16 protein-coding genes are annotated in these 19,531 nt (G+C 70.2%); 9 read left to right on the top strand and 7 right to left on the bottom strand.

The features are described 5' to 3' along the window. Positions 1 to 25 precede the first annotated feature (25 nt). The 4 genes from WG922_RS19110 to WG922_RS19095 are packed head-to-tail and all read left to right on the top strand — an operon-like array spanning position 26 to position 3,846. On the top strand, positions 26 to 1,069 hold the full coding sequence (locus WG922_RS19110; protein ID WP_340284463.1) for a type IV pilus twitching motility protein PilT: 1,044 nt from the start codon (positions 26 to 28) through the stop codon (positions 1,067 to 1,069). A 38-nt stretch (positions 1,070 to 1,107) separates the two neighbouring features. Next, positions 1,108 to 1,740 carry a Crp/Fnr family transcriptional regulator gene (locus WG922_RS19105; protein ID WP_340284462.1) on the top strand — a complete coding sequence of 211 codons (633 nt, stop codon included), beginning with the start codon at positions 1,108 to 1,110 and terminating at the stop codon, positions 1,738 to 1,740. A gap of 53 nt (positions 1,741 to 1,793) precedes the next feature. Further along, positions 1,794 to 2,930, top strand: coding sequence for a PilT/PilU family type 4a pilus ATPase (locus tag WG922_RS19100; RefSeq protein WP_340284461.1), 1,137 nt, complete (start codon positions 1,794 to 1,796; stop codon positions 2,928 to 2,930). A 10-nt stretch (positions 2,931 to 2,940) separates the two neighbouring features. Then, positions 2,941 to 3,846 (top strand): NAD(P)-dependent oxidoreductase, encoded by a 906-nt coding sequence (locus WG922_RS19095; RefSeq protein ID WP_340284460.1) that lies wholly within the window; start codon positions 2,941 to 2,943, stop codon positions 3,844 to 3,846. Positions 3,847 to 4,078: 232 nt separating this feature from the next. Here the strand turns inward: WG922_RS19095 and WG922_RS19090 are convergent, their stop codons facing one another. From WG922_RS19090 to WG922_RS19080, 3 genes are all read right to left on the bottom strand, one after another. Beyond that, complete coding sequence (locus tag WG922_RS19090; protein WP_340284458.1) at positions 4,079 to 4,723, bottom strand: BON domain-containing protein; 645 nt, start codon at positions 4,721 to 4,723, stop codon at positions 4,079 to 4,081. After that, on the bottom strand, positions 4,720 to 5,319 hold the full coding sequence (locus WG922_RS19085) for a phosphoheptose isomerase (protein ID WP_340284456.1): 600 nt from the start codon (positions 5,317 to 5,319) through the stop codon (positions 4,720 to 4,722). The genes WG922_RS19090 and WG922_RS19085 overlap by 4 nt, the downstream gene beginning before the upstream one ends. Positions 5,320 to 5,647: 328 nt before the next feature. Further along, positions 5,648 to 6,031 (bottom strand): YraN family protein, encoded by a 384-nt coding sequence (locus WG922_RS19080; protein WP_340284455.1) that lies wholly within the window; start codon positions 6,029 to 6,031, stop codon positions 5,648 to 5,650. On the opposite strand from WG922_RS19080, the gene rsmI reads away from it, so the two are divergent. Further along, positions 6,031 to 6,945, top strand: coding sequence for a 16S rRNA (cytidine(1402)-2'-O)-methyltransferase (gene rsmI, locus WG922_RS19075; RefSeq protein ID WP_340284454.1), 915 nt, complete (start codon positions 6,031 to 6,033; stop codon positions 6,943 to 6,945). The two genes, WG922_RS19080 and rsmI, sit on opposite strands and share 1 nt — an antisense overlap. Before the next feature lie 114 nt (positions 6,946 to 7,059). Here the strand turns inward: rsmI and priA are convergent, their stop codons facing one another. Together priA and hemE are read right to left on the bottom strand one after the other, a co-directional pair. Next, positions 7,060 to 9,123 (bottom strand): replication restart helicase PriA, encoded by a 2,064-nt coding sequence (gene priA / locus WG922_RS19070; protein ID WP_340284453.1) that lies wholly within the window; start codon positions 9,121 to 9,123, stop codon positions 7,060 to 7,062. Between the two features lie 364 nt (positions 9,124 to 9,487). Then, complete coding sequence (gene hemE, locus WG922_RS19065) at positions 9,488 to 10,585, bottom strand: uroporphyrinogen decarboxylase (RefSeq protein ID WP_340284451.1); 1,098 nt, start codon at positions 10,583 to 10,585, stop codon at positions 9,488 to 9,490. A gap of 52 nt (positions 10,586 to 10,637) precedes the next feature. Here hemE and WG922_RS19060 point away from each other — a divergent pair, with 52 nt between their 5' ends. From WG922_RS19060 to galK, 4 genes are all read left to right on the top strand, one after another. Then, positions 10,638 to 11,729: a tetratricopeptide repeat protein gene (locus tag WG922_RS19060; RefSeq protein WP_340284449.1), complete on the top strand. Its 1,092-nt coding sequence runs from the start codon at positions 10,638 to 10,640 to the stop codon at positions 11,727 to 11,729. Between the two features lie 76 nt (positions 11,730 to 11,805). Then, entirely contained in the window at positions 11,806 to 13,593 is a 1,788-nt protein-coding gene (locus tag WG922_RS19055) for a glycoside hydrolase family 2 protein (RefSeq protein WP_340284448.1), read from the top strand. Continuing rightward, positions 13,593 to 14,684 (top strand): galactose-1-phosphate uridylyltransferase, encoded by a 1,092-nt coding sequence (gene galT / locus WG922_RS19050; RefSeq protein WP_340284447.1) that lies wholly within the window; start codon positions 13,593 to 13,595, stop codon positions 14,682 to 14,684. The genes WG922_RS19055 and galT overlap by 1 nt, the downstream gene beginning before the upstream one ends. Further along, entirely contained in the window at positions 14,681 to 15,790 is a 1,110-nt protein-coding gene (gene galK / locus WG922_RS19045) for a galactokinase (protein ID WP_340284446.1), read from the top strand. The genes galT and galK overlap by 4 nt, the downstream gene beginning before the upstream one ends. 118 nt (positions 15,791 to 15,908) lie before the next feature. Here galK and WG922_RS19040 read toward each other — a convergent pair whose 3' ends face one another. Both WG922_RS19040 and glf read right to left on the bottom strand, forming a co-directional pair. After that, positions 15,909 to 18,113, bottom strand: coding sequence for a family 1 glycosylhydrolase (locus WG922_RS19040; RefSeq protein ID WP_340284445.1), 2,205 nt, complete (start codon positions 18,111 to 18,113; stop codon positions 15,909 to 15,911). After that, positions 18,110 to 19,279 (bottom strand): UDP-galactopyranose mutase, encoded by a 1,170-nt coding sequence (gene glf, locus WG922_RS19035; RefSeq protein WP_340284540.1) that lies wholly within the window; start codon positions 19,277 to 19,279, stop codon positions 18,110 to 18,112. Before glf ends, WG922_RS19040 begins: the two co-directional genes overlap by 4 nt. Positions 19,280 to 19,531 lie beyond the last annotated feature (252 nt).

The following is a 19,531-nucleotide window of genomic DNA, read 5'->3' as shown; positions in this document are numbered from 1 at the left end:
CTGAACCGTTACGGGAAAAAGAACCGTGGATATTACCCAGCTGCTGGCCTTCAGCGTGAAGAACAAGGCATCGGACCTGCACCTGTCCGCCGGCCTGCCGCCCATGATCCGCGTCCACGGCGACGTCCGGCGCATCAACGTGGATCCCTTGGACCACAAGTCGGTGCACGCCATGGTGTACGACATCATGAACGACAGCCAGCGCAAGCAGTACGAGGAGTTCATGGAGTGCGACTTCTCGTTCGAGATCGACGGGCTGGCGCGTTTCCGGGTCAACGCCTTCAACCAGCAGCGCGGCGCCGCGGCGGTCTTCCGCACGATTCCGTCCAAGATCCTCACCCTCGAGCAGCTCAACGCGCCGCAGATCTTCGGTGACCTGGCCCTGAAGCCGCGCGGTCTGGTGCTGGTGACCGGCCCGACCGGCTCCGGCAAATCGACCACGCTGGCGGCCATGATCAACTACCTCAACGAAACCGAGTACGGGCACATCCTCACGGTGGAAGACCCGATCGAATTCGTGCACGAGTCCAAGAAGTGCCTCGTGAACCAGCGCGAGGTAGGCAACATGACGCTGTCCTTCGCGGCGGCGCTGCGTTCGGCGCTGCGCGAAGACCCCGACGCCATCCTGGTCGGCGAGATGCGTGACCTCGAGACCATCCGCCTGGCGATGACCGCCGCCGAGACCGGCCACCTGGTGTTCGGAACGCTCCACACCTCGAGCGCCGCCAAGACCATCGACCGGATCATCGACGTCTTCCCCGCCGAGGAAAAGGAAATGGTGCGAGCCATGCTGTCCGAGTCGCTGCAGGCGGTGATCTCCCAGACGCTGTGCAAGACCAAGGACGGCTCCGGCCGCGTGGCGGCGCACGAGATCATGATCGGCACGCCCGCCATCCGCAACCTGATCCGAGAGGCCAAGGTGGCACAGATGTATTCGTCCATCCAGACCGGCAGCAGCTATGGCATGCAGACGCTCGACCAGTGCCTGAGCGACCTGATCAAGCGCAACCTCATCAGCTCCACGGAAGCGCGCGCCAAGGCCAAGATCCCCGAGAACTTCAACGGCTGAACGCAACTGCCGTCCCCACCAGCAGAGGAATCGCGACGATGAAAAGTATGTTCGGCATGTTCAAGCGTGGGCCCCGTTCCGGCACTGGCGGGGAGGCCAGCGATTCGCTGATGTTCTCCACCGCGTTCATGGAGCAGGGGCTGGACGCCGGCATGTTGGTGCCCTGGGATGCGCGGGCGGTGGAAGTCGGCGCCAAGCGCGTCGCCGCGAGCCAGGGCGGACGCCTGCTGCGGGGCTTGTGGAGCAAGGACAAGTTCATGAGCCGGCTGTCGCCCGAGGCCATGGAACGCATGGAACGCTTCTTCGAGTACGCCGCGGTGCCCGCCGACCGCGACGTGATCCGCCAGGACGAATACAGCAACTTCATGGTGGTGCTGTTGTCCGGCAGCGTGGCCGTCGATCGCGTGCAGCCCTGGGGCGAGCACGTGCGCCTGGCCGAGGCGCGGCCGGGGGACATCCTTGGCGAGATGTCCCTTCTCGACAGCGGCTCGCGCTTCTCGCACTGCATCACGCTCACCGAGTGCGAACTGGCGGTCATGGGGCCGCAGGCCCTGGACGAGATGATGGGCAATGATCCGGCGCTCGCGGCCAGCCTGATCGGCCTGCTGGCGCGCAAGCTGTCGCTGCGGCTGCGCGCCGTCAGCGCCCGCGTCACCGACAGCGGCCGCTAAGCGCCGCGCCGTCGCCTTCGGGCACACCAGAACGACTTCGAGGGGACATCCGCATGGAACGGGATCAGGCGAGCAAGTTCATCAACGACCTGCTCAAGCTCATGATCAGCCGCAACGGCAGCGACCTGTTCATCACCAGCGACTTCCCACCGGCCATGAAGGTCGATGGCAAGCTCACCAAGGTCTCGCCGCAGCCGCTGACCGGTGCCCACACGCTGGCGCTGGCCCGCTCGATCATGAACGACCGCCAGTCGGCCGAGTTCGAGCGCAGCAAGGAGTGCAACTTCGCCATCTCGCCGGCCGGCGTGGGCCGCTTCCGGGTGAACGCCTTCATCCAGCAGGGCAAGGTCGGCATGGTGCTGCGGGTCATCCCGCAGCAGCTGCCCACCATCGACGCCCTGGGCGTGCCGCCGGTGCTCAAGGAGGTGGCCATGTCGAAGCGGGGGCTGTGCGTGCTGGTGGGCGCCACCGGCTCCGGCAAGTCCACCTCGCTCGCCGCCATGATCGACTGGCGCAACGAAAACTCCTTCGGCCACATCATCACCGTCGAGGACCCCGTTGAGTTCGTGCACCCGCACAAGAACTGCGTGGTCACGCAGCGCGAGGTGGGGCTGGACACCGACAGCTGGGAAGCCGCCCTCAAGAACGCGCTGCGCCAGGCGCCCGACGTCATCCTGATGGGCGAGATCCGCGATCGCGAAGCGATGGAGCACGCGATCGCCTTTTCCGAGACCGGGCACCTCTGCATGGCCACGCTGCATGCCAACAGCGCCAACCAGGCGCTCGACCGGATCATCAACTTCTTCCCCGAGGAGCGCCGCTCGCAGCTGCTGATGGACCTGTCGCTGAACCTCAAGGCGATGGTGTCGCAGCGCCTGATTCCCCGGCAGGACGGCAAGGGCCGCATCGCCGCCGTCGAGATCATGCTGAACTCCCCGCTGGTCTCCGACATGGTGTTCAAGGGCGAGGTCGCCGGCCTCAAGGAGGTCATGAAGAAGAGCCGCAACCTCGGCATGCAGACCTTCGACCAGGCGCTCTACGACCTGTTCGAAGCCGAGGCCATCACCTACGAGGACGCGCTGCGCAACGCCGACTCGGTCAACGACCTGCGGCTGCACATCAAGCTCAACAGCAGACGCGCCAAGTCGCAGAACCTCGCCGCCGGCACGGAACATCTCGCCATCGTTTAGATTGCCGGACATGACCAGCAGCATCCAACCCCGCACCTACGAGTCCACCCCCGCCCGCCGCGTCGCCTTTCTCGGGCTGGGTGTCATGGGCCTGCCCATGGCCGGACACCTCGCACGCGCCGGCCACGAGGTCACCGTCTACAACCGCAGCCCGGCCAAGGCGCAGGCCTGGACCGGGGAATTCGGCGGCCGTGCCGCCGCCACCCCGCGCGAGGCGGTGGCCGGGTGCGAGCTGGTGTTCTGCTGTGTCGGCAACGACGACGATCTGCGCTCGGTCGTGCTCGGGCCGGACGGCGCCTTCGCCGGCATGCAGCCCGGCGCCGTGTTCATCGACCACACCACCGCCTCGGCGGATGTGGCCCGTGAGTTGAGCGCGCTGGCGCAAGAGCGCGGCCTGCAGTTCGTCGATGCACCGGTGTCGGGCGGCCAGGCCGGTGCGCAGAACGGCCAGCTCACCGTCATGTGCGGCGGCCCGCAGGCGGCTTTCGACGCCGCACGTCCGGTGGCGCTGGCGTTTTCCCGCGCCTTCACCCTCATGGGTGAGAGCGGCGCCGGGCAACTCACCAAGATGGTCAACCAGATCTGCATCGCCGGGCTGGTGCAGGGCCTGTCCGAAGCCATCGCCTTCGGCCAGAAAGCCGGGCTGGACATGGCGCAGGTGCTGGAGGTGATCGGCAAGGGCGCAGCCCAGAGCTGGCAGCTCGACAACCGCGGCAAGACCATGATCGAGGACAAGTTCGAGTTCGGCTTTGCGGTCGATTGGATGCGCAAGGACCTGGGCCTGGTGCTGCAGGAGGCCAAGCGCAACGGCGCGCGGCTGCCGGTGACCGCGCTCGTCGATCAGTTCTATGCGGACGTGCAGGCCCTCGGTGGCAGCCGCTGGGACACGTCCAGCCTGATCAAGCGCCTGCGCTGATCGCCTCTTCCGGCGCGGTTGTCGCGCCAGCAGAGGCGCCGGACCGGTGGCGCCATGAGGCCGATAGCGGCGGCGCGCGAGGCACTTGCCGAACCGCTACCGCTGCAAGGCTCGGCGGCAGCGACGGCTTCTAGACCAGCCGAGGAACAAGGACGCGGATTCGGACGCGGCTCGGACTTGGACGGCGAAAACGCCAGCCGAACACCGAACGCCAGCCTGCGGGACGCGGCGGTCAGCGCGCCGGCGCCGGCGCCGCGGCCGGTGGCCGCACGGTCGTGATGCGGGCCAGCTCGTCTTCGGAGATCACTTCCAGCAGCCGCACCACCTTCTGCACACCTGGAATGTTGCGCACCACCTGGGTTGCGCGCTCTGCTTCGCGGGCGGTGACCCGGCCCATGAGGTAGACCACGCCGCGCTCGGTCACCACGTCGAACGCGGTCGCCGACAGGTCGCGCGCATCGACAAGCGCCGCCTTCACGCGGCCGGTGACCAGCGTGTCCGAAGAGCGCTGGCCCAGGGTGCTGGGGCTTCCGATCTCGACCTCGTTGGCCACCCCCCGAACGTTCTCGACCTTGGAGACGATCTCCTCGACCATGCGCTTGTGTGCGGCGTCGGGCACCTGGCCGGTGAGCAGCACCTGCCGGTTGTAGCTGTTGGCGCTGACCTGCACGCGCTCGCCGAAGGCGCTGCGCAGCTGGTTGGCCGAGCGCAGCTCGATGCCTTCGTCTTCGAGCTGCGCGCCCGAGGTTCGACGGTCCATGGCCACCAGGGCGCCGACGGCGGCGCCGCCGAGCACCAGCGGGGCACAGGCCGACAGCCCGGAGGCGAGTGCGGCGGCCGCGAGGGCCGTCAGGGCGAGATGTTTCAGACGTTTCATGCGGAGGGCTCCTGGTCGCCCAGTAATTGGGCATCGACGCCATCGCAGATGCAGTGCAGCGTGAGCAGATGCACTTCCTGGATGCGGGCGGTTCGGTCGTGCGGCACGCAGATGTGCACGTCGGTCTCGCGCATGGCCTGTGCCATGCGGCCGCCGCCGCGTCCGGTGAGTGCCACCACGGTCATCTCGCGCTCGTGGGCCGCCTCGATGGCGGCCAGCACGTTGCCCGAGTTGCCGCTGGTCGACATCGCCAGCAGCACGTCGCCGGGCTGCCCGAGCGCGCGCACCTGCTTGGCGAAGATCTGGCTGAAGTCGTAGTCGTTGGCGACGGCGGTGAGGATGGAGCTGTCGGTGGTGAGGGCGATGGCGCCCAGTTCGGGCCGCTCGCGCTCGAAACGGCCGACAAACTCGGCCGAGAAATGCTGCGCGTCGGCAGCCGATCCGCCGTTTCCGCAGGCCAGCACCTTGCCCCCGCTGGTGACGCAGGCCAGCATCGCCTGGATGGCGGCCGCGATGGGCCGCGTCAGCGTCTGCGCAGATTGATACTTCAGGTCTGCGCTGTCGATGAAATGCTGTTGGATGCGTTGTTCGAGCATGGCCGGCGATGATAAACCGCAGGCCTGCTCGCCCAGCCGTTGATCACCTCGACAGCACCTGCGTGGGCCGGCCGCCGTGCACGGGAGAAAGCCGCCGCCGCACGGCTGCCGGCGGGGCGCCGAGGCCCCCGATTTGCAGCGGCTTACAAACCGGCTGGCCCCTGCATGCGGGTGGCAGGTCCGATCCCCGCAGCCGGGCGAGACGCGCGCCAGCGTTGCAACAGCCGACCAGGCGCCACGCTGCGCCGCGCGCCCCTGCAGCGTGCGCCTCATGGAGGGACTGACGGTCCCACTCGTGCAGGACCTGCGAACGGGCGGCCGGCGGCCGTCACCCCTGCGCGTCGAATGCCGCGCGCAGCCATTCGATGGCGTCGCCGTCCAGGGCCACCACGTCGAAGCGGCAGGGCGGCGGAGCGGGCAGCCTCAACAGGTAGTGGCGGGCGGCCAGCACGATGCGCCGCCGCTTGGACGCACCCACGCTCGCTGCGGCGCCGCCGAAAGCGCGGCTCGCGCGCTGGCGCACCTCGACGAACACGAGCGTGCCGTCGCGCTCGCGCACGATCAGATCGACCTCGCCGCCTCCGCGGCCCGGGGTTCGATAATTGCGTTCCACCAGCCGCAGTCCAGCGGCGCGCAGGTGGGCCAGGGCGCGGTCCTCTGCCGCGTTCCCCGCCTGCCTGGTGCTGCCCCACGCCATCCCCGGGAGTTTCATTGAGCGCCTCGTATGCATTGGCACTGAAGGCCGCCCGCGACGCGGCCGGCGCGCAACATTATCCGCAGGGCGCGCTGTACGTCGTCGCCACGCCGATCGGCAACCTGGCCGACATCAGCCTGCGGGCGTTGCACGTGCTGGAGATCGCCGACGCCATCGCCTGCGAGGACACCCGCCACACCCAGTCGCTGCTGCGCGCCTGCGGCCTCGAGCGGCCCGCGGGCAGCCTGCTGCCGCTGCACCAGCACAACGAAGCCGAAGCCGCGCAGCAGGTGGTGCGCCGCCTGGCGGCCGGAGAGCGCGTGGCCTACGCCAGCGATGCCGGCACGCCCGCCATCAGCGATCCGGGCGCGCGCCTGGTTGCCGCGGTGCGCGCCGCGGGACTCCGCGTGGTGCCCCTGCCCGGCGCCAGCAGCGTCACTGCGGTTCTGAGCGTCGCCGGCGCGCACGCGGGCCCGGCCGAAGCCGGCTTCGTGTTCGCCGGTTTTTTGCCCTCCAAGGCGGGCGAACGCGCCACGGCGGTCGAGGGGCTGGCACGCGAGCCACGCGCCGTGGTGCTGCTGGAGGCGCCGCACCGCATCGGCGATCTGGCCGCGGCCCTGGCGGCTCTGGGGCCGCGCGAGCTCACGGTGGGGCGCGAGCTGACCAAGCAGTTCGAGCAAATCGCGACCGTGGCTTGCGCCGACCTGCCAGCCTGGCTGGCCGCCGACCCCCAGCGCAGCCGCGGCGAGTTCGCCCTGGTGCTGCATCCTTCGAGCGCCGCCCGTCCTGCGGACGATGGGCAGGCGCTGCTGGCGCTCCTGCTCGAGGAGCTCCCCGTCAAAAGCGCCGTGCGCATCGCGGCGCAGGCGAGCGGCGCGCCGCGCAACGCGCTGTACCAGGCGGCGCTGCGCCTGCGCGGCGACGCATCCTGAAACAGCGGCGCTACGCGTCGAGGCGGCCGGTGCGCGCATCCCACCAGCGCGGGAGGTGCGGCGCACGTCGAGTGCGAGGCGCCGCAGCCGTCTTCGGCGTGAGGCGCGAGTCGCTCACACCGCCAGCGGATCGACATCCACCGCCCAGCGCAGCAGGCCCGGCTGGCGCAGCGCCTGCAGCTGCGGCTGCCAGGAGGCGAGGAAGCGCTGCAGGGCAGGGCGCGACGCGCTCTCGACGAGCAGCTGGGCGCGTTCCACGTCGGCCACGCGCTGCACGGCCATCGGCACGGCCGAATAGAGAAAGACCTGCTGCGAGCCTTCGATCTGCGCCGCGGCCTCCCGCGCCGATTCGAGGAAGCCGCGAGCAAGCTCCTGGGTGCGCGCTTCCGCACGCAGCAGTGCCTGGAACGCGAAGGGAGGCATGCCGGCCTGCTGGCGCTCGGCCAGCTGCGCCGCGGCGAAGGCCGGGTAGTCGTGGCGCCGCAGCGCGTCGAACAGCGGATGGCGCGGATGGAAGGTCTGCACCCACATGCGGCTGTGCTCCGCCTGCTGTGCATCGCGGCCGGCGCGCCCCGCCGCCTGCATCAGCAATGCGAACAGCCGCTCGGGCGCTCGGAAATCGCTGGAGAACAGGGCGGTGTCCGGGTTCACGGCGGCGACCAGCGTGATGCGGCGGAAGTCGTGCCCCTTGGTGATCATCTGCGTGCCTACCAGCACATCGACCTCGCCGGCGTGAACCTGCGCAAGCTGCGCCTCCAACGCACCCTTGGCGCGGGTGCTGTCGGCGTCCATCCGCGCGATGCGCACGGGCCGCAGCGTTCCGTCGGGACCGGAGCGCAGGGCGTCGCGCAGCAGCTCGCCCAGGTGTTCCTCGAGCCGCTCGGTGCCGCGGCCCAGTGGGGCGATATCGACGTTGCCGCAGGCGGGGCAGGCGCGCGGCACCCGTTCGGCATGGCCGCAGTGGTGGCAGCGCAGGCTGCGGTCGATCTTGTGGAAGACGCGAAAGGCGCTGCAGTGCGGGCATTCGCTTTTCCAGTCGCAGGCCGTGCACGCCAGCACCGGCGCGTAGCCGCGACGATTGAGGAACAGCAGCGCCTGTTCGCCGCGGGCTATGCAGGCGCCGATCGCGTCGATCAGGGCCGGGGCCAGCAGCGTCTGCCTGGGCTGCAGGTTCATGTCGATCAGGCGCACCTGCGGCAGGGCGCCCGAGCCGATGCGCTCGGGCATGGCGAGCCGGCGGTAGCGCCCCGATTCACTGGCGTGCCAGCTCTCCAGCGAGGGCGTAGCCGATCCGAGCAGCACCTTGGCGCCCTCCAGCCGGGCGCGCAGCACCGCCAGGTCGCGCGCGGAGTAGCGCGCCCCCTCCTGCTGCTTGTAGCTGGGGTCGTGTTCCTCATCGACCACGATCAGCCGCAGTGCGGGCATCGACGCGAACACCGCCATCCGCGTGCCCAAAACGATGCGCGCCTGCCCGCTGTGCGCCGCCAGCCATGCGCGCAGCCTCTGCGCGGGCGTGAGGCCGCTGTGCATGGCCACGACTTCTTCGGCGCCAAAACGCGCAGTGAAGCGCGCGAGCAGCTGCGGCGTGAGGTTGATCTCCGGCACCATGACCAGCGCCTGCGCCGCGGGGTCGGCGTCTAGGGCCGCGGCCACCGCACGCAGGTACACCTCGGTCTTGCCGCTGCCGGTGGCACCGAACAGCAGGAAAGGGCCGGCCGCGGCGGCAAGCTGGCGCAGGGCCTCGTCCTGCTGTGCGGTCAGCGGCGGCGGCGCTTCCAGGCCCGTCGCCGCATCGCCTACCGCCAGTGCGCGGCCGCGCTTGAGGCGCCGGCCCAGCTGCAGCGCGTCGAGCTCCCGCAGCTGCGGCGGCAGCGCGGCCAGTGCGACCTCGCCCAGGCCGCGTTGGTAGTAGCCGGCGGCGAACGCCACCAGCTGGCGCCACTGGGTCGATAGGGGTGCGACGCCTTCCAGTACGCCGGCGATCGGCTTTTCCTCGTAGCGGGCGGCCTCCGGCGGCTCGTCAGGCGCGCCGTCCCAGACCACCCCCAGCACTTCGCGACGGCCAAATGGCACGCGGACCAAGGTACCGGACGTAAGTGGAAGCTCACTTTTGTAGCTCAGGGGCCCCACCAGCCCGGTGTGCGCCGGCGCGGCCACGACCACGGGCAGGCGAAGCATGACGGAGGGCTTCACTTAGCTTTCGATCCTCAGCCGTTTCGCAGGTTTTCCGCCTAAGTGATTGAATCGCAAAGGCTTTGTCACGTGTCCCGAATTTCTGTGGATAACTTTGTTGAAAGCTTGCTCGTGGGCGGCAGAAGCGCCCGCCATTACGGGCCGCCGGCTGGAGTGCACGCAAAAGCGGCAGGCCCACAATGCGTTATGAATCAAGCACTTGCGGGGCAGTCGCGGCCCGCGCCCGGCATGAACACTCCGGGGATCCTCGTCGCCACCGCAGTGGCGCTTTTGTGCATAAGTCAAGTACTCAGTCCAGGTTACAAAGCGTACGTACCCATGAGCCGTGCTCCTGCTGGAGGCGTCCCGCTCAGCTGCCGGCTGTGCGGCGCATCGCTTGCGAATGGGTGTGCACCTCATCGACCAGCGCCTGCACGTGTTCGGGCGGCGTGTGCTGGCTGATGCCATGGCCGAGATTGAAGATCTGTGTCGGGCCGGTACCGGCGCCGGTGTGGGGCGCTCCGAAGGCCTCGAGCACCCGCCGGGCCTGTGCGCGCACCTGCTGCGGCGCGGCGAACAGCACGTTGGGGTCGAGGTTGCCTTGCAGGGCCTTGTGCTCGCCGACCAGCGCCCGCGCCGCGCCGAGGTTCACCGTCCAGTCCACTCCCAGCACATCGCAGTCCAGCGCGCCCATCTGCGCGAGCCACAGCCCGCCGCCCTTGGTGAACACGATGCGCGGGATGGTCGCACCCTCGTGGGTGCGCGTGAGCTGCGACAGCACCCGGGCCGTATAGGCGAGGCTGAACTCCTGGAACGCGCCGTCGGCAAGCACGCCGCCCCAGCTGTCGAAGATCATCACCGCCTGGGCGCCGGCGGCGATCTGCGCGTTGAGGTAGGTGGCCACCGCGTCGGCGTTGACCTCCAGCATGCGGTGCATCAGGTCGGGTCGGCTGTACAGCATGGTCTTGACCAGCCGGTAGTCGTCCGAGCCGGCGCCCTCGACCATGTAGCAGGCAAGCGTCCAGGGGCTGCCCGAGAAGCCGATCAGCGGCACCCGCCCGTCGAGCGCCTTGCGGATCGAGGCCACGGCGTCGAACACGTAGCGCAGGCGCTCCATGTCCGGCACGGCCAGGGCGCGTACCGCCGCCTCGTCGCGCACCGGCGAGGCGAAGCGCGGGCCTTCGCCCAGCGCAAAGCTCAGGCCCAGGCCCATGGCGTCGGGCACGGTGAGGATGTCGGAGAACAGGATCGCGGCGTCGAGCGCATAGCGCTCGAGGGGCTGCAGGGTGACTTCGGTGGCGTAGTCCACATTGGTCGCGAGCCCCATGAAACTGCCGGCGCGGGCGCGAAGGTCGCGGTATTCGGGCAGGTAGCGGCCGGCCTGGCGCATGAGCCAGATGGGGGTGTGGGGCGTGGCCTGCCGCAGGCAGGCGCGCAAGAAACTGTCGTTGCGCAGGGGAGCGGTCATGCGGGCGATTGTCGCAGGGCCGCTCCTATGATCCGGCCACACGGAGACCCCCATGAGCAGCACTTTCGACCAGGCACGCGCGGCTTTCCAGCAGGGCGTGCAGCACTTCGAGGCCGGGCGCCTCGAGCCGGCCGAGGCCGAGTTCGCCCGGGCGCTCGAGCTGGTGCCCCAGCGCCCCTCGGCGCTCACCAACCTGGGCGTGGTGCGGGTTCGTCTCGGGCGCTTCGATGCAGCGCTGGCGCCGTTGCAGCAGGCCCTGGCGCAGGAGCCGGACAACCTGGAGGCGCTCTCGCATCGCGCCATCGCGCTGGCCGAGCTCGGCCGCCCCGAAGAGGCGCTGCGCGATGCCGACCGCGCGCTCGCGGTGTCGCCCAGCCTCGGACGGATCTGGGGACTGCGCGGCAAGCTGCTCAAGGAACTGGGCCGGGCGCGCGAAGCTGCATCGGCCCTCGAGCGCGCCATCGCGCTGGGCAGCGAGGTCGAGCTCAACGCCTTTGTGCTGGCGGGACTGCGCGGCGACGCCGCGCCCGCGACGCCGCCGCGCGTGTATGTCGAGTCGCTCTTCGACGGCTATGCCGCGCAGTTCGACGGCCATCTCGTCGAGGTGTTGCAGTACCGCGCGCCGCAGCGGCTGCTGGAGCCGCTCACGCGCGAGCCGCGGCGCTTCGCGCGCGCTCTCGACCTCGGCTGCGGCACCGGCCTGTGCGGCCCCTGGCTGCGGGCGCTGGCGCAGCACGTCACGGGGGTGGACCTGTCGGCCGGCATGCTGGCGCGGGCTGCGCAAGGGGGCCACTACGACACCTTGGAACAAGCCGACCTGGTCGAGCACCTGCGCACTGCATCGGGGGCGTGGGACCTGGTGGTGGCAGCCGACGTGTTCATCTACGTCGGTGCGCTGGCGCCGGTGTTCGCCGCACTGGCGCAGGCGATGCCCGCTGACGGGCTGCTGTGCTTCTCGCTCGAGGAGAGCCGCGATGCCCCGCTGGTGCTGCGGCCCAGCCTGCGCTACGCACACTCCGAAGCATCTGTGCTCGCACTGGCACGCGAGCACGGATTCGAGATCGAACGCTGCGAGCGCGGTCCGATCCGCCACGACCAGGGCACGCCGATCGACGGCCTCTACTTCCGGCTCGCGCGCCGCTGAACTCCCGCCGGCCGAGCCACACGGCGGCGGCGAAATTCCGTAAGCTGGCGCGCCATTGAACGATAGGGAGAGTTGCTTGAGCTTCGGGTATCCGCGCCCCCAACTGGAAAGGGCCGAATGGACTTCGCTGAACGGCAGCTGGCGCTTCCGATTCGACGACGACTGCCAGCTGCAATACCCGGACGAGATCGCCGACTGGCCGCTGCAGATCACCGTGCCGTTTCCGCCGGAGGCCGAGGCCAGCGGCATCGGTGACCGGGGCTTCCACAAGTCCTGCTGGTACCAGCGCGACGTCGAACTGCGTCCCGAGGCCGACAAGCGCGTCATCCTGCGATTCGGCGCCGTGGATTACGCGGCGAAGGTGTGGGTCAACGGCAGCCTCGCGGCCACCCACGAGGGAGGCCACACGCCCTTTGCAGCGGACATCACCCACCTGCTGAACCCTTCCGGCCGGCAGGTCGTGACGGTGCGGGCCGAAGACGATCCGCACGAGCTCACCAAGCCGCGCGGCAAGCAGGACTGGCAGCTCGAGCCGCATGCGCTCTGGTATCCGCGCACTACGGGCATCTGGCAGACCGTGTGGCTGGAGCGCGTGCCGCGCAGCGCGCACGTCGACAAGGTGCGCTGGACGCCGGTCGTGGAGGGCTTCGCGATCGGTTTCGAGGCGCGGGTGACCGGTGACGACCTGCGCGACCTGGCCATCGAGCTCACCTTGAGTCTGCAGGGGCGCACGCTCGCCTGCGACCGCTACCAGGTGGTGGAGGGCGAGGTGGATCGCACCATCGCGCTGTCGGACCCCGGCATCGACGACTTCCGCAACGAGCTGCTCTGGAGCCCCGAGCGGCCCACGCTGATCGATGCGCGGGTGCGACTGCTGCGCGGCGGCACCGTGGTCGATGAATTCACCTCGTACACCGCGATGCGCTCGGTCAAGACCCTGCGCGACCGCTTCATGCTCAATGGCCGCCCGTACGTGCTGCGCATGGTGCTCGATCAGGGGTACTGGCCCGAGACGCTGCTGGCGGCACCGAGCGACGAAGCACTGCGGCGCGACGTGCAACTGGCCAAGGACATGGGCTTCAACGGTGTGCGCAAGCACCAGAAGATCGAGGACCCCCGCTACCTGTACTGGGCCGACCGGCTCGGCCTCATGGTGTGGGGCGAGATGCCCTCGGCCTACCGCTTCACCCGCACCGCCATCAAGCGCACCATCCGCGAATGGTCCGAGGCGATCGACCGCGACTACTCGCATCCCTGCGTGATCGTGTGGGTGCCGTTCAACGAATCGTGGGGTGTGCCCGAACTCACCGCCGTGCAGAGTCACCGCCATGCGGTCGATGCGCTGTATCACCTCACGCGCACGCTCGACTCCACGCGCCCGGTGATCGGCAACGACGGTTGGGAGTCCAGCGCCACCGACATCATCGGCATCCACGACTACGACGCCAACACCGAGCACATCCGGCAGCGCTATGGCGCCGAGATCGCGCCGGAGCAGCTGTTCGACCGGCGGCGCCCCGGCGGACGCATCCTCACGCTCGACGGCTATCCGCACCGGGGCCAGCCGATCATGCTCACCGAGTTCGGCGGCATCGCCTTCCAGAAGCATCCCGATGCCGGCGCCAAGGCGAGCTGGGGCTACACCCGCGTGGAGGACGAGGAGCAGTTCGCACGGCAGTACGAGCAGCTGCTGCGAACCGTGATCAACACGGCCCTGTTCAGCGGCTTTTGCTACACGCAGTTCACCGACACCTTCCAGGAGGTGAACGGCCTGCTCAATGCCGACCGCACGCCCAAGATCCCGCTGGAGCGGATCCGCGCCGTGACCAGCCTGTCGCGCACCTACATTCCCGGGGGGGTCTGATGCACCAGCTGGCGCTGACCAAGCCGGACGGCCGGCGGCTGACGCTCTATGCGCGCGCGCCGATCGACCCCGGCCTGGTCGCGCCCAGCCCCTTCCCCGATCCACTCCAGGGGGCGCCCCACCTGCGATGGCACCCGCTGCGCGGCGAGTGGGTCACCTACGCCGCCTACCGGCAGGGCCGCACCTTCCTGCCGCCGCCCGAATACAACCCTTTGGCGGCGACGCGCGATCCGGCGAACCCGACGGAAGTGCCGGCGGGCGCCTGGGACGTGGCGGTGTTCGACAACCGCTTCCCGTCGCTGGCCGAGCCGGCCATGGACGCCCCCGCACCGCCGCAGCTGGTGGTTCCGACGGCGCCTGCGCGCGGCGCGTGCGAGGTGGTCGTGTTCACCCAGGACCCGCAGGCCTCGCTGGGCGCACTGCCGCTGGACCACATCGCGTTGCTGCTGCAGGTCTGGGGCGAGCGCACGCTGCGCCTGGCCGAGCGCGGCGGCATCCACTACGTGCTGCCCTTCGAGAACCGCGGCGCCGAAGTCGGCGTCACGCTGCACCACCCGCACGGGCAGATCTATGCCTACCCGGTGGTGCCGCCGGTGCCCGAGCGCATGCGGCAGGTCGCGGCGCAGCACCACGCGCAGCACGGGCGCGGGCCGCTCGAGGCGCTGGTCGCCGCCGAGCGCGCGGCGGGCGAGCGCATGCTCTACGAAGGCCCGCATGCGGTTGCCTTCGTGCCGGCTTGCGCGCGCTATCCCTACGAGGCCTGGGTGGCGCCGCTGCGGCCCGTCGCGGGCTTCGCCGAGCTGCAGCCGCACGAGCGCGAGGATCTCGCGCGCGCCCTCAAGACCCTGCTGCTCAAGTACGACGGCCTGTGGCAGCGGCCGCTGCCCTATCTGATGGCGTGGTACCAGGCGCCGACCGACGGGCGGGCGCACCCGGGCATGCAGCTGCACGCCCAGCTCTATCCGCCTTACCGCACGCGCGATCGCCTCAAGTACCTGGCCGGCACGGAGATCGCCGCCGGCTTCTTCGCGATGGACGCCCTGCCTGAGGAAAAGGCGCGCGAGCTGCAGCAGGTGGAGGTGCGAGTGTGAGCCGCGCGCCCGATTTCCAGGCGGTGTTCGGCGGTGCGCCCGAAGTGGTCGGCGAAGCGCCGGGCCGCGTGAACCTGCTGGGCGAGCACACGGACTACAACGACGGCTTCGTGCTGCCCATCGCCATTCCGCAGCGCACGCGGGTGGCGCTGCGCCGCGCGGCTGCGGACGCCGGTCGCCCGCGCGCCGGCAACGATGCGCATCGGCTTCACGCCGCGGAACTCGGCGCCGAGGTGCGCTTCGGCATGGACGATCTGCCGCAGGAGCAGTTCGCGCGCTATGTCTACGGCTGCCTGGTGCAGGCGCAGGGCGCCGGCGCGGTGGTGCCGCCGCTGGACATCCACGTCGCGTCCGACGTGCCCATGGGCGTGGGCCTGTCCTCCAGCGCCGCGCTGGAGGTGGCCACCTTGCGCGCGCTGCGAAGCCTGCTCGGCCTCGCGCTGGACGACGTGCAGATCGCGCAACTCGCGCAGCGCGCCGAAATAGAGCAGGCGGGGGTGCGCTGCGGCATCCTGGACCAGATGGCCTGCAGCCTCGCCGACACCCGCCGAGCACTGCTGCTGGACACGCGCAGCCTCGAGCGGCGCTTCGTGGATCTGCCGGAGGGTTCGCAGGTGCTGGTCATCGACAGCGGCACGCCCCGCTCGCTGGCCGAGAGCGGCTACAACCAGCGCCGCGCCGAGTGCGAACAGGCCGCCGCGCTGCTGGGCGTGGCCTCGCTGCGGGACGTGCGCGATGGGCAGGGACTGCAGGGCTTGCCCGAACCGCTGCTGCGTCGGGTGCGTCACGTCGTGACGGAAAACGCCCGCGTGCTGCAGGCCGTCGATGCGCCCTCGGCGCTGGATTTCGGCGACCTGATGAACGCCTCCCACGACAGTCTGCGCGACGACTACGAGGTCTCCACGCCGGCGCTGGACCGCTTGGTGGAGGTGCTGCGCCAGCAGCCCGCGGTGTACGGGGCGCGCCTGACCGGCGCCGGCTTCGGCGGTGCCTGCGTGGCGCTGTGCCGCGCGGGCGAGGCGGTGGAAACGGCCGACGCGGTGCTGCAGGCCTACGCCGCCGCAGGGGGTGCGGGGCGGCTGCTGGTGCCGCCACCGGCGGCCTGATCGGCTTCGGCTCGCGAGTCCGGGTCCGCCAGGCGCGCACAGACCTCCTTTCGCAACTTCGCGCGCGGCCCGGCGGGCCGCACGCGGCAGCACCCCTGCCTCTTTTTTTCGCCGAGGCCTACGCCGCCACGGCCTCCGTCGCCTGCGGCAGGCTGCGGGCCGGCCTTGCCGGCTCGGCCTGCGCTTCGCGCACGTAGCGCGCCAATGCGTCCTCCAGCCGCGGCATCAGCTGCGCCCGTTCGCTGGCGAGGGCGGCGTAGGCCGGGCGCGCGGCGCGCAGTCCGAGCGTGCTGCCGTGCACGCCGCGGATGAGGGCGGGATCGAGCCCGGCGGCCCGGGCAGCAAGCCGCGCGAGCTGCGCCCAGCTCACGGCTTCGCGCTGGGCCAGGTGCCAGATGCCGCGCTCGCGGTCGATCAGCAGGTCCAGCGATGCGTTGACCAGGTCGGGCACATAGGTGGGCGAGACCACCTGGTCTTCCGCCGCGGTGACGGTCTCGCCGCGCCGCAATGCGTCGAGCGCGAGGGTCACGAAGTTGTAGCGGTCCCACGGGCCGAAGAATGCGGCCGTGCGCACCACCAGCGCATCGGGTGCCGCCGAGAGCATGGCCTCTTCGGCGGCGAGCTTGCTGCGGCCGTAGGCGTTGAGCGGCGCCGGTGCGTCCGATTCGAGATACGGCGCGGCCTTGGTCCCATCGAAGACCTGGTCGCTGGAAAAGCCCAGCAGCCGCACGCCGTGCCGCGCGCAGGCCCGGGCCAGCACGGCGGGGCCATCGACGTTCTCGCGCCAGCATCGCGGGTCGTCCTCGGCTTCGTCCAGGCGCACGTAGCCGGCGGTGTTGACCACCGCCCAGGGGCGCCAGCGCGCCAGCGCGGCTTCGACCGACTCCGCATCGGCCACGTCCATCTCCGCGCGCGACAGCAGGTGGTAGGCCAGGCCGCGCTGCTCGCACAGGCGGGCGAAGGCGCAGCCCAGGGTGCCGGTGGCGCCGGTGATGAGGATGGGCTGGCCGCACACGGCGAGCGCCTCCAGTTCGCCGTGGCACGGATAGAGGATGCGCAGTTCCCGTTGCCACCATCCCGGCGCGTCTGCCACAGGCGTGTCGGGCGCCTCGCCACGCGCGAGCCGCGCGGCGAGGTGAGCCAGTGCCGTGGGCCGGGGCGGGCTGGCGCTCACGTCCCACAGGCCCGGCTCGTAGTGGCCCTGCATGCGGGTGACCAGGCTGTCCCAGTCGAAGGTGCCGAAGGCTGCCCAGACGGTGACCGCACGCACGTCGCGGCCCTCCTCGCGCAGGCCCTCGGCCGCCCGCCACGCCTGCCACAGCCAGCGCAGCTGCTCTTCGCGCGTGGCACCCAGGTGCGCCTCGGTGATGGCCACGGGCAGTCCATAGCGCTCGCACGCTTCGCACAGCCGCGTGCGAAAGCCCCCGAGGTGCGCGCCCTGCACGCGCGCCGTCTCGACATCGACGTAGCGGTGGCGCCCGTTGCCGCCCCACAGGTGCTCGGGGTAGAGCGCCAGCCGATCGTCGAGGAAGCGTTCGCTGGTGACATAGCTGTTGATGCCCACGATGTCCGGTGGGCAGGGCCGGTCTGCCAGGCGCAGCAGCTCGTCGGCGGTGGCGCCGGCCGAGCGCAGGTAATCCCACATCGGGTGCTGCGGCGTGACGCGCCCCGTGAGCAGGTCCAGGCCGAGCCAGCGGCGCAGGTTCTCGAAGTCGGCCTGGTACGCCAGCGCAGGCGTGGCCGGCGTGACGAAGCCGAGGTCTTCGGTCTGCACCAGCTGGGCTTGCGGGTTGACCTCCCGGATTGCCGCCATGGCCTCGACAGTCCCGAGCACCTGGTTGAGGAGCGTGCGCACGAAGGCGCGGTCGCCGCGCCCGTGCGGGTACCAGTGGCCATACAGCCCCGAGAAGCGCGCCGTCGTGAGGGGCTCGTTCACGGGCGTCCAGGCGTCGGCGTCCGGATAGCGCGCCGCCGCCGCCGCTGCGTAGCGCGCCAGCTTGGCCGGGAACTGCGCATCCGTCAGATCGGTGTAGCGCGGGCCGCTGCCGTGGTGCAGCAGCCCCAGCACCGGCCGCACGCCCAGGGCGCGCAGGCGCTGCAGGCGCTCGTCGGCCCAGCGCCAGTCGCAGTGCTGCGGGTCGTCCGGCGCGGTGCGCTCCCACAGCAGCGGAAAGCGGATGCGCCGCACACCCAGCGCCGCAAGGCGGTCGAGGTCGTCAAGGCGCTGGTGGAAGCCGCTCAGGACGGTCTGGTCATGGAACTGGTCGCCGACCCGGTTGACCGTGCATTCCGGCCCGGCCCAGAGCTCGAGCGGGCCGCTCATGCCGCGCTGGCCTGCTGCTGCGCGTGCCGCTGCGCCAGGCGCTTGAAGGTGGCCAGCGCCTGGCCGACGACCTGGTCCATGTTGTAGTACTTGTAGGTCGCCAGCCGTCCGACGAAGGTCACGTTCTCGAGGGTCTCGGCCTCGGCCTCGTAGCGGCGATAGAGCTCGGCGTTTTCGGGCCGCGGCACCGGGTAGTAGGGATCGCCCTCGGCGCAGGGATATTCGTATACCACCGAGGTGCTGGGGTGCTTCTGCCCCGTGATGTGCTTGAACTCGCTGATGCGGGTGTAGGAGTAGTCGTTGGGATAGTTCACCGTGCCCACGGGCTGGAACTGCTCCTGCGGCAGGGTGACGTGGCGGAACTGCAGGCTGCGGTAGGGCAGCTTGCCGTGCTTATGCTGGAAGAAGGCGTCGATCGGGCCCGTGTAGACCATGTGCCGCCAGGGCAGCAGATCGACCACGTCGCGATAGTCGGTGGCCAGCATGATCTTGATGTTGGGGTGGTCCAGCATGCGCTCGAACATGCGCGTGTAGCCGTGCAGCGGCATCGCCTGGTAGGTGTCGCTGAAGTAGCGGTCGTCGCGGTTGGTGCGCGTCGGCACGCGGGCCGTGACGCTGGCGTCGAGCTCGCTCGGGTCCAGCCCCCACTGCTTGCGGGTGTAGCCGCGGAAAAACTTGTTGTAGAGGTCGCGACCGACCTTGCTGACCACCACATCTTCGGAGGTGCGCACCGTGTCCTTTTTCTCGGCCAGCGACTCCAGGAATTTCTCCATCTCGAAGGCGGTGAGACTCAGGCCGTACAGGCGGTTGACGGTGTCGAGGTTGATCGGCATGGGCACCATCTGCCCATCGACGCTCGCCAGCACGCGGTGCTGGTAGGGGCGCCACTCGGTGAAGCGCGACAGGTACTCGAAGATGTCGGCCGAGTTGGTGTGGAAGATGTGCGGCCCGTAGGGGTGGATCAGCACGCCTGCGTCGTCGTGCCGGTCGTAGGCGTTGCCGCCGATATGCGGGCGTTTGTCGATGATCAGCACCCGCTGGTCCAGCTCGCGCGCGAGACGTTCGGCCAGCACGCTGCCGGCGAAACCGGCTCCGACGATGAGGTAGTCGAAACCCCGCTGGCCCGGAACCGTGGCCGATGCGGCCGACCGGAAACTCTCGCTCACGTTGTCCAATGCGTGCTCCTCGAAGTGCGGCCGGCACGCCCGCCGCGGTCATGTTGTGGCTGCCTCGGCCGGGCAATGGCCATGCCTGCGTCGCTCTGTGCCGGCACGGCTGCGCCATCGCCGCGCATGTGCGGCCGGCTGAAGCAGCGGGAGTGAGTGCGGGGCGCCCGGGCGCGGGCCGCGGCTCGGGCGCTATGGTTGGTGCTGCACTGCGGCAGGACTGTCGTCAGCGGCCGCCGGGGCGTGCCGGAC

The sequence above is a fragment of the Ramlibacter sp. AN1015 genome, from assembly GCF_037726105.1.
Classification (GTDB): domain Bacteria; phylum Pseudomonadota; class Gammaproteobacteria; order Burkholderiales; family Burkholderiaceae_C; genus Ramlibacter.
This window is presented reverse-complemented; position numbering and strand designations above follow the sequence as displayed.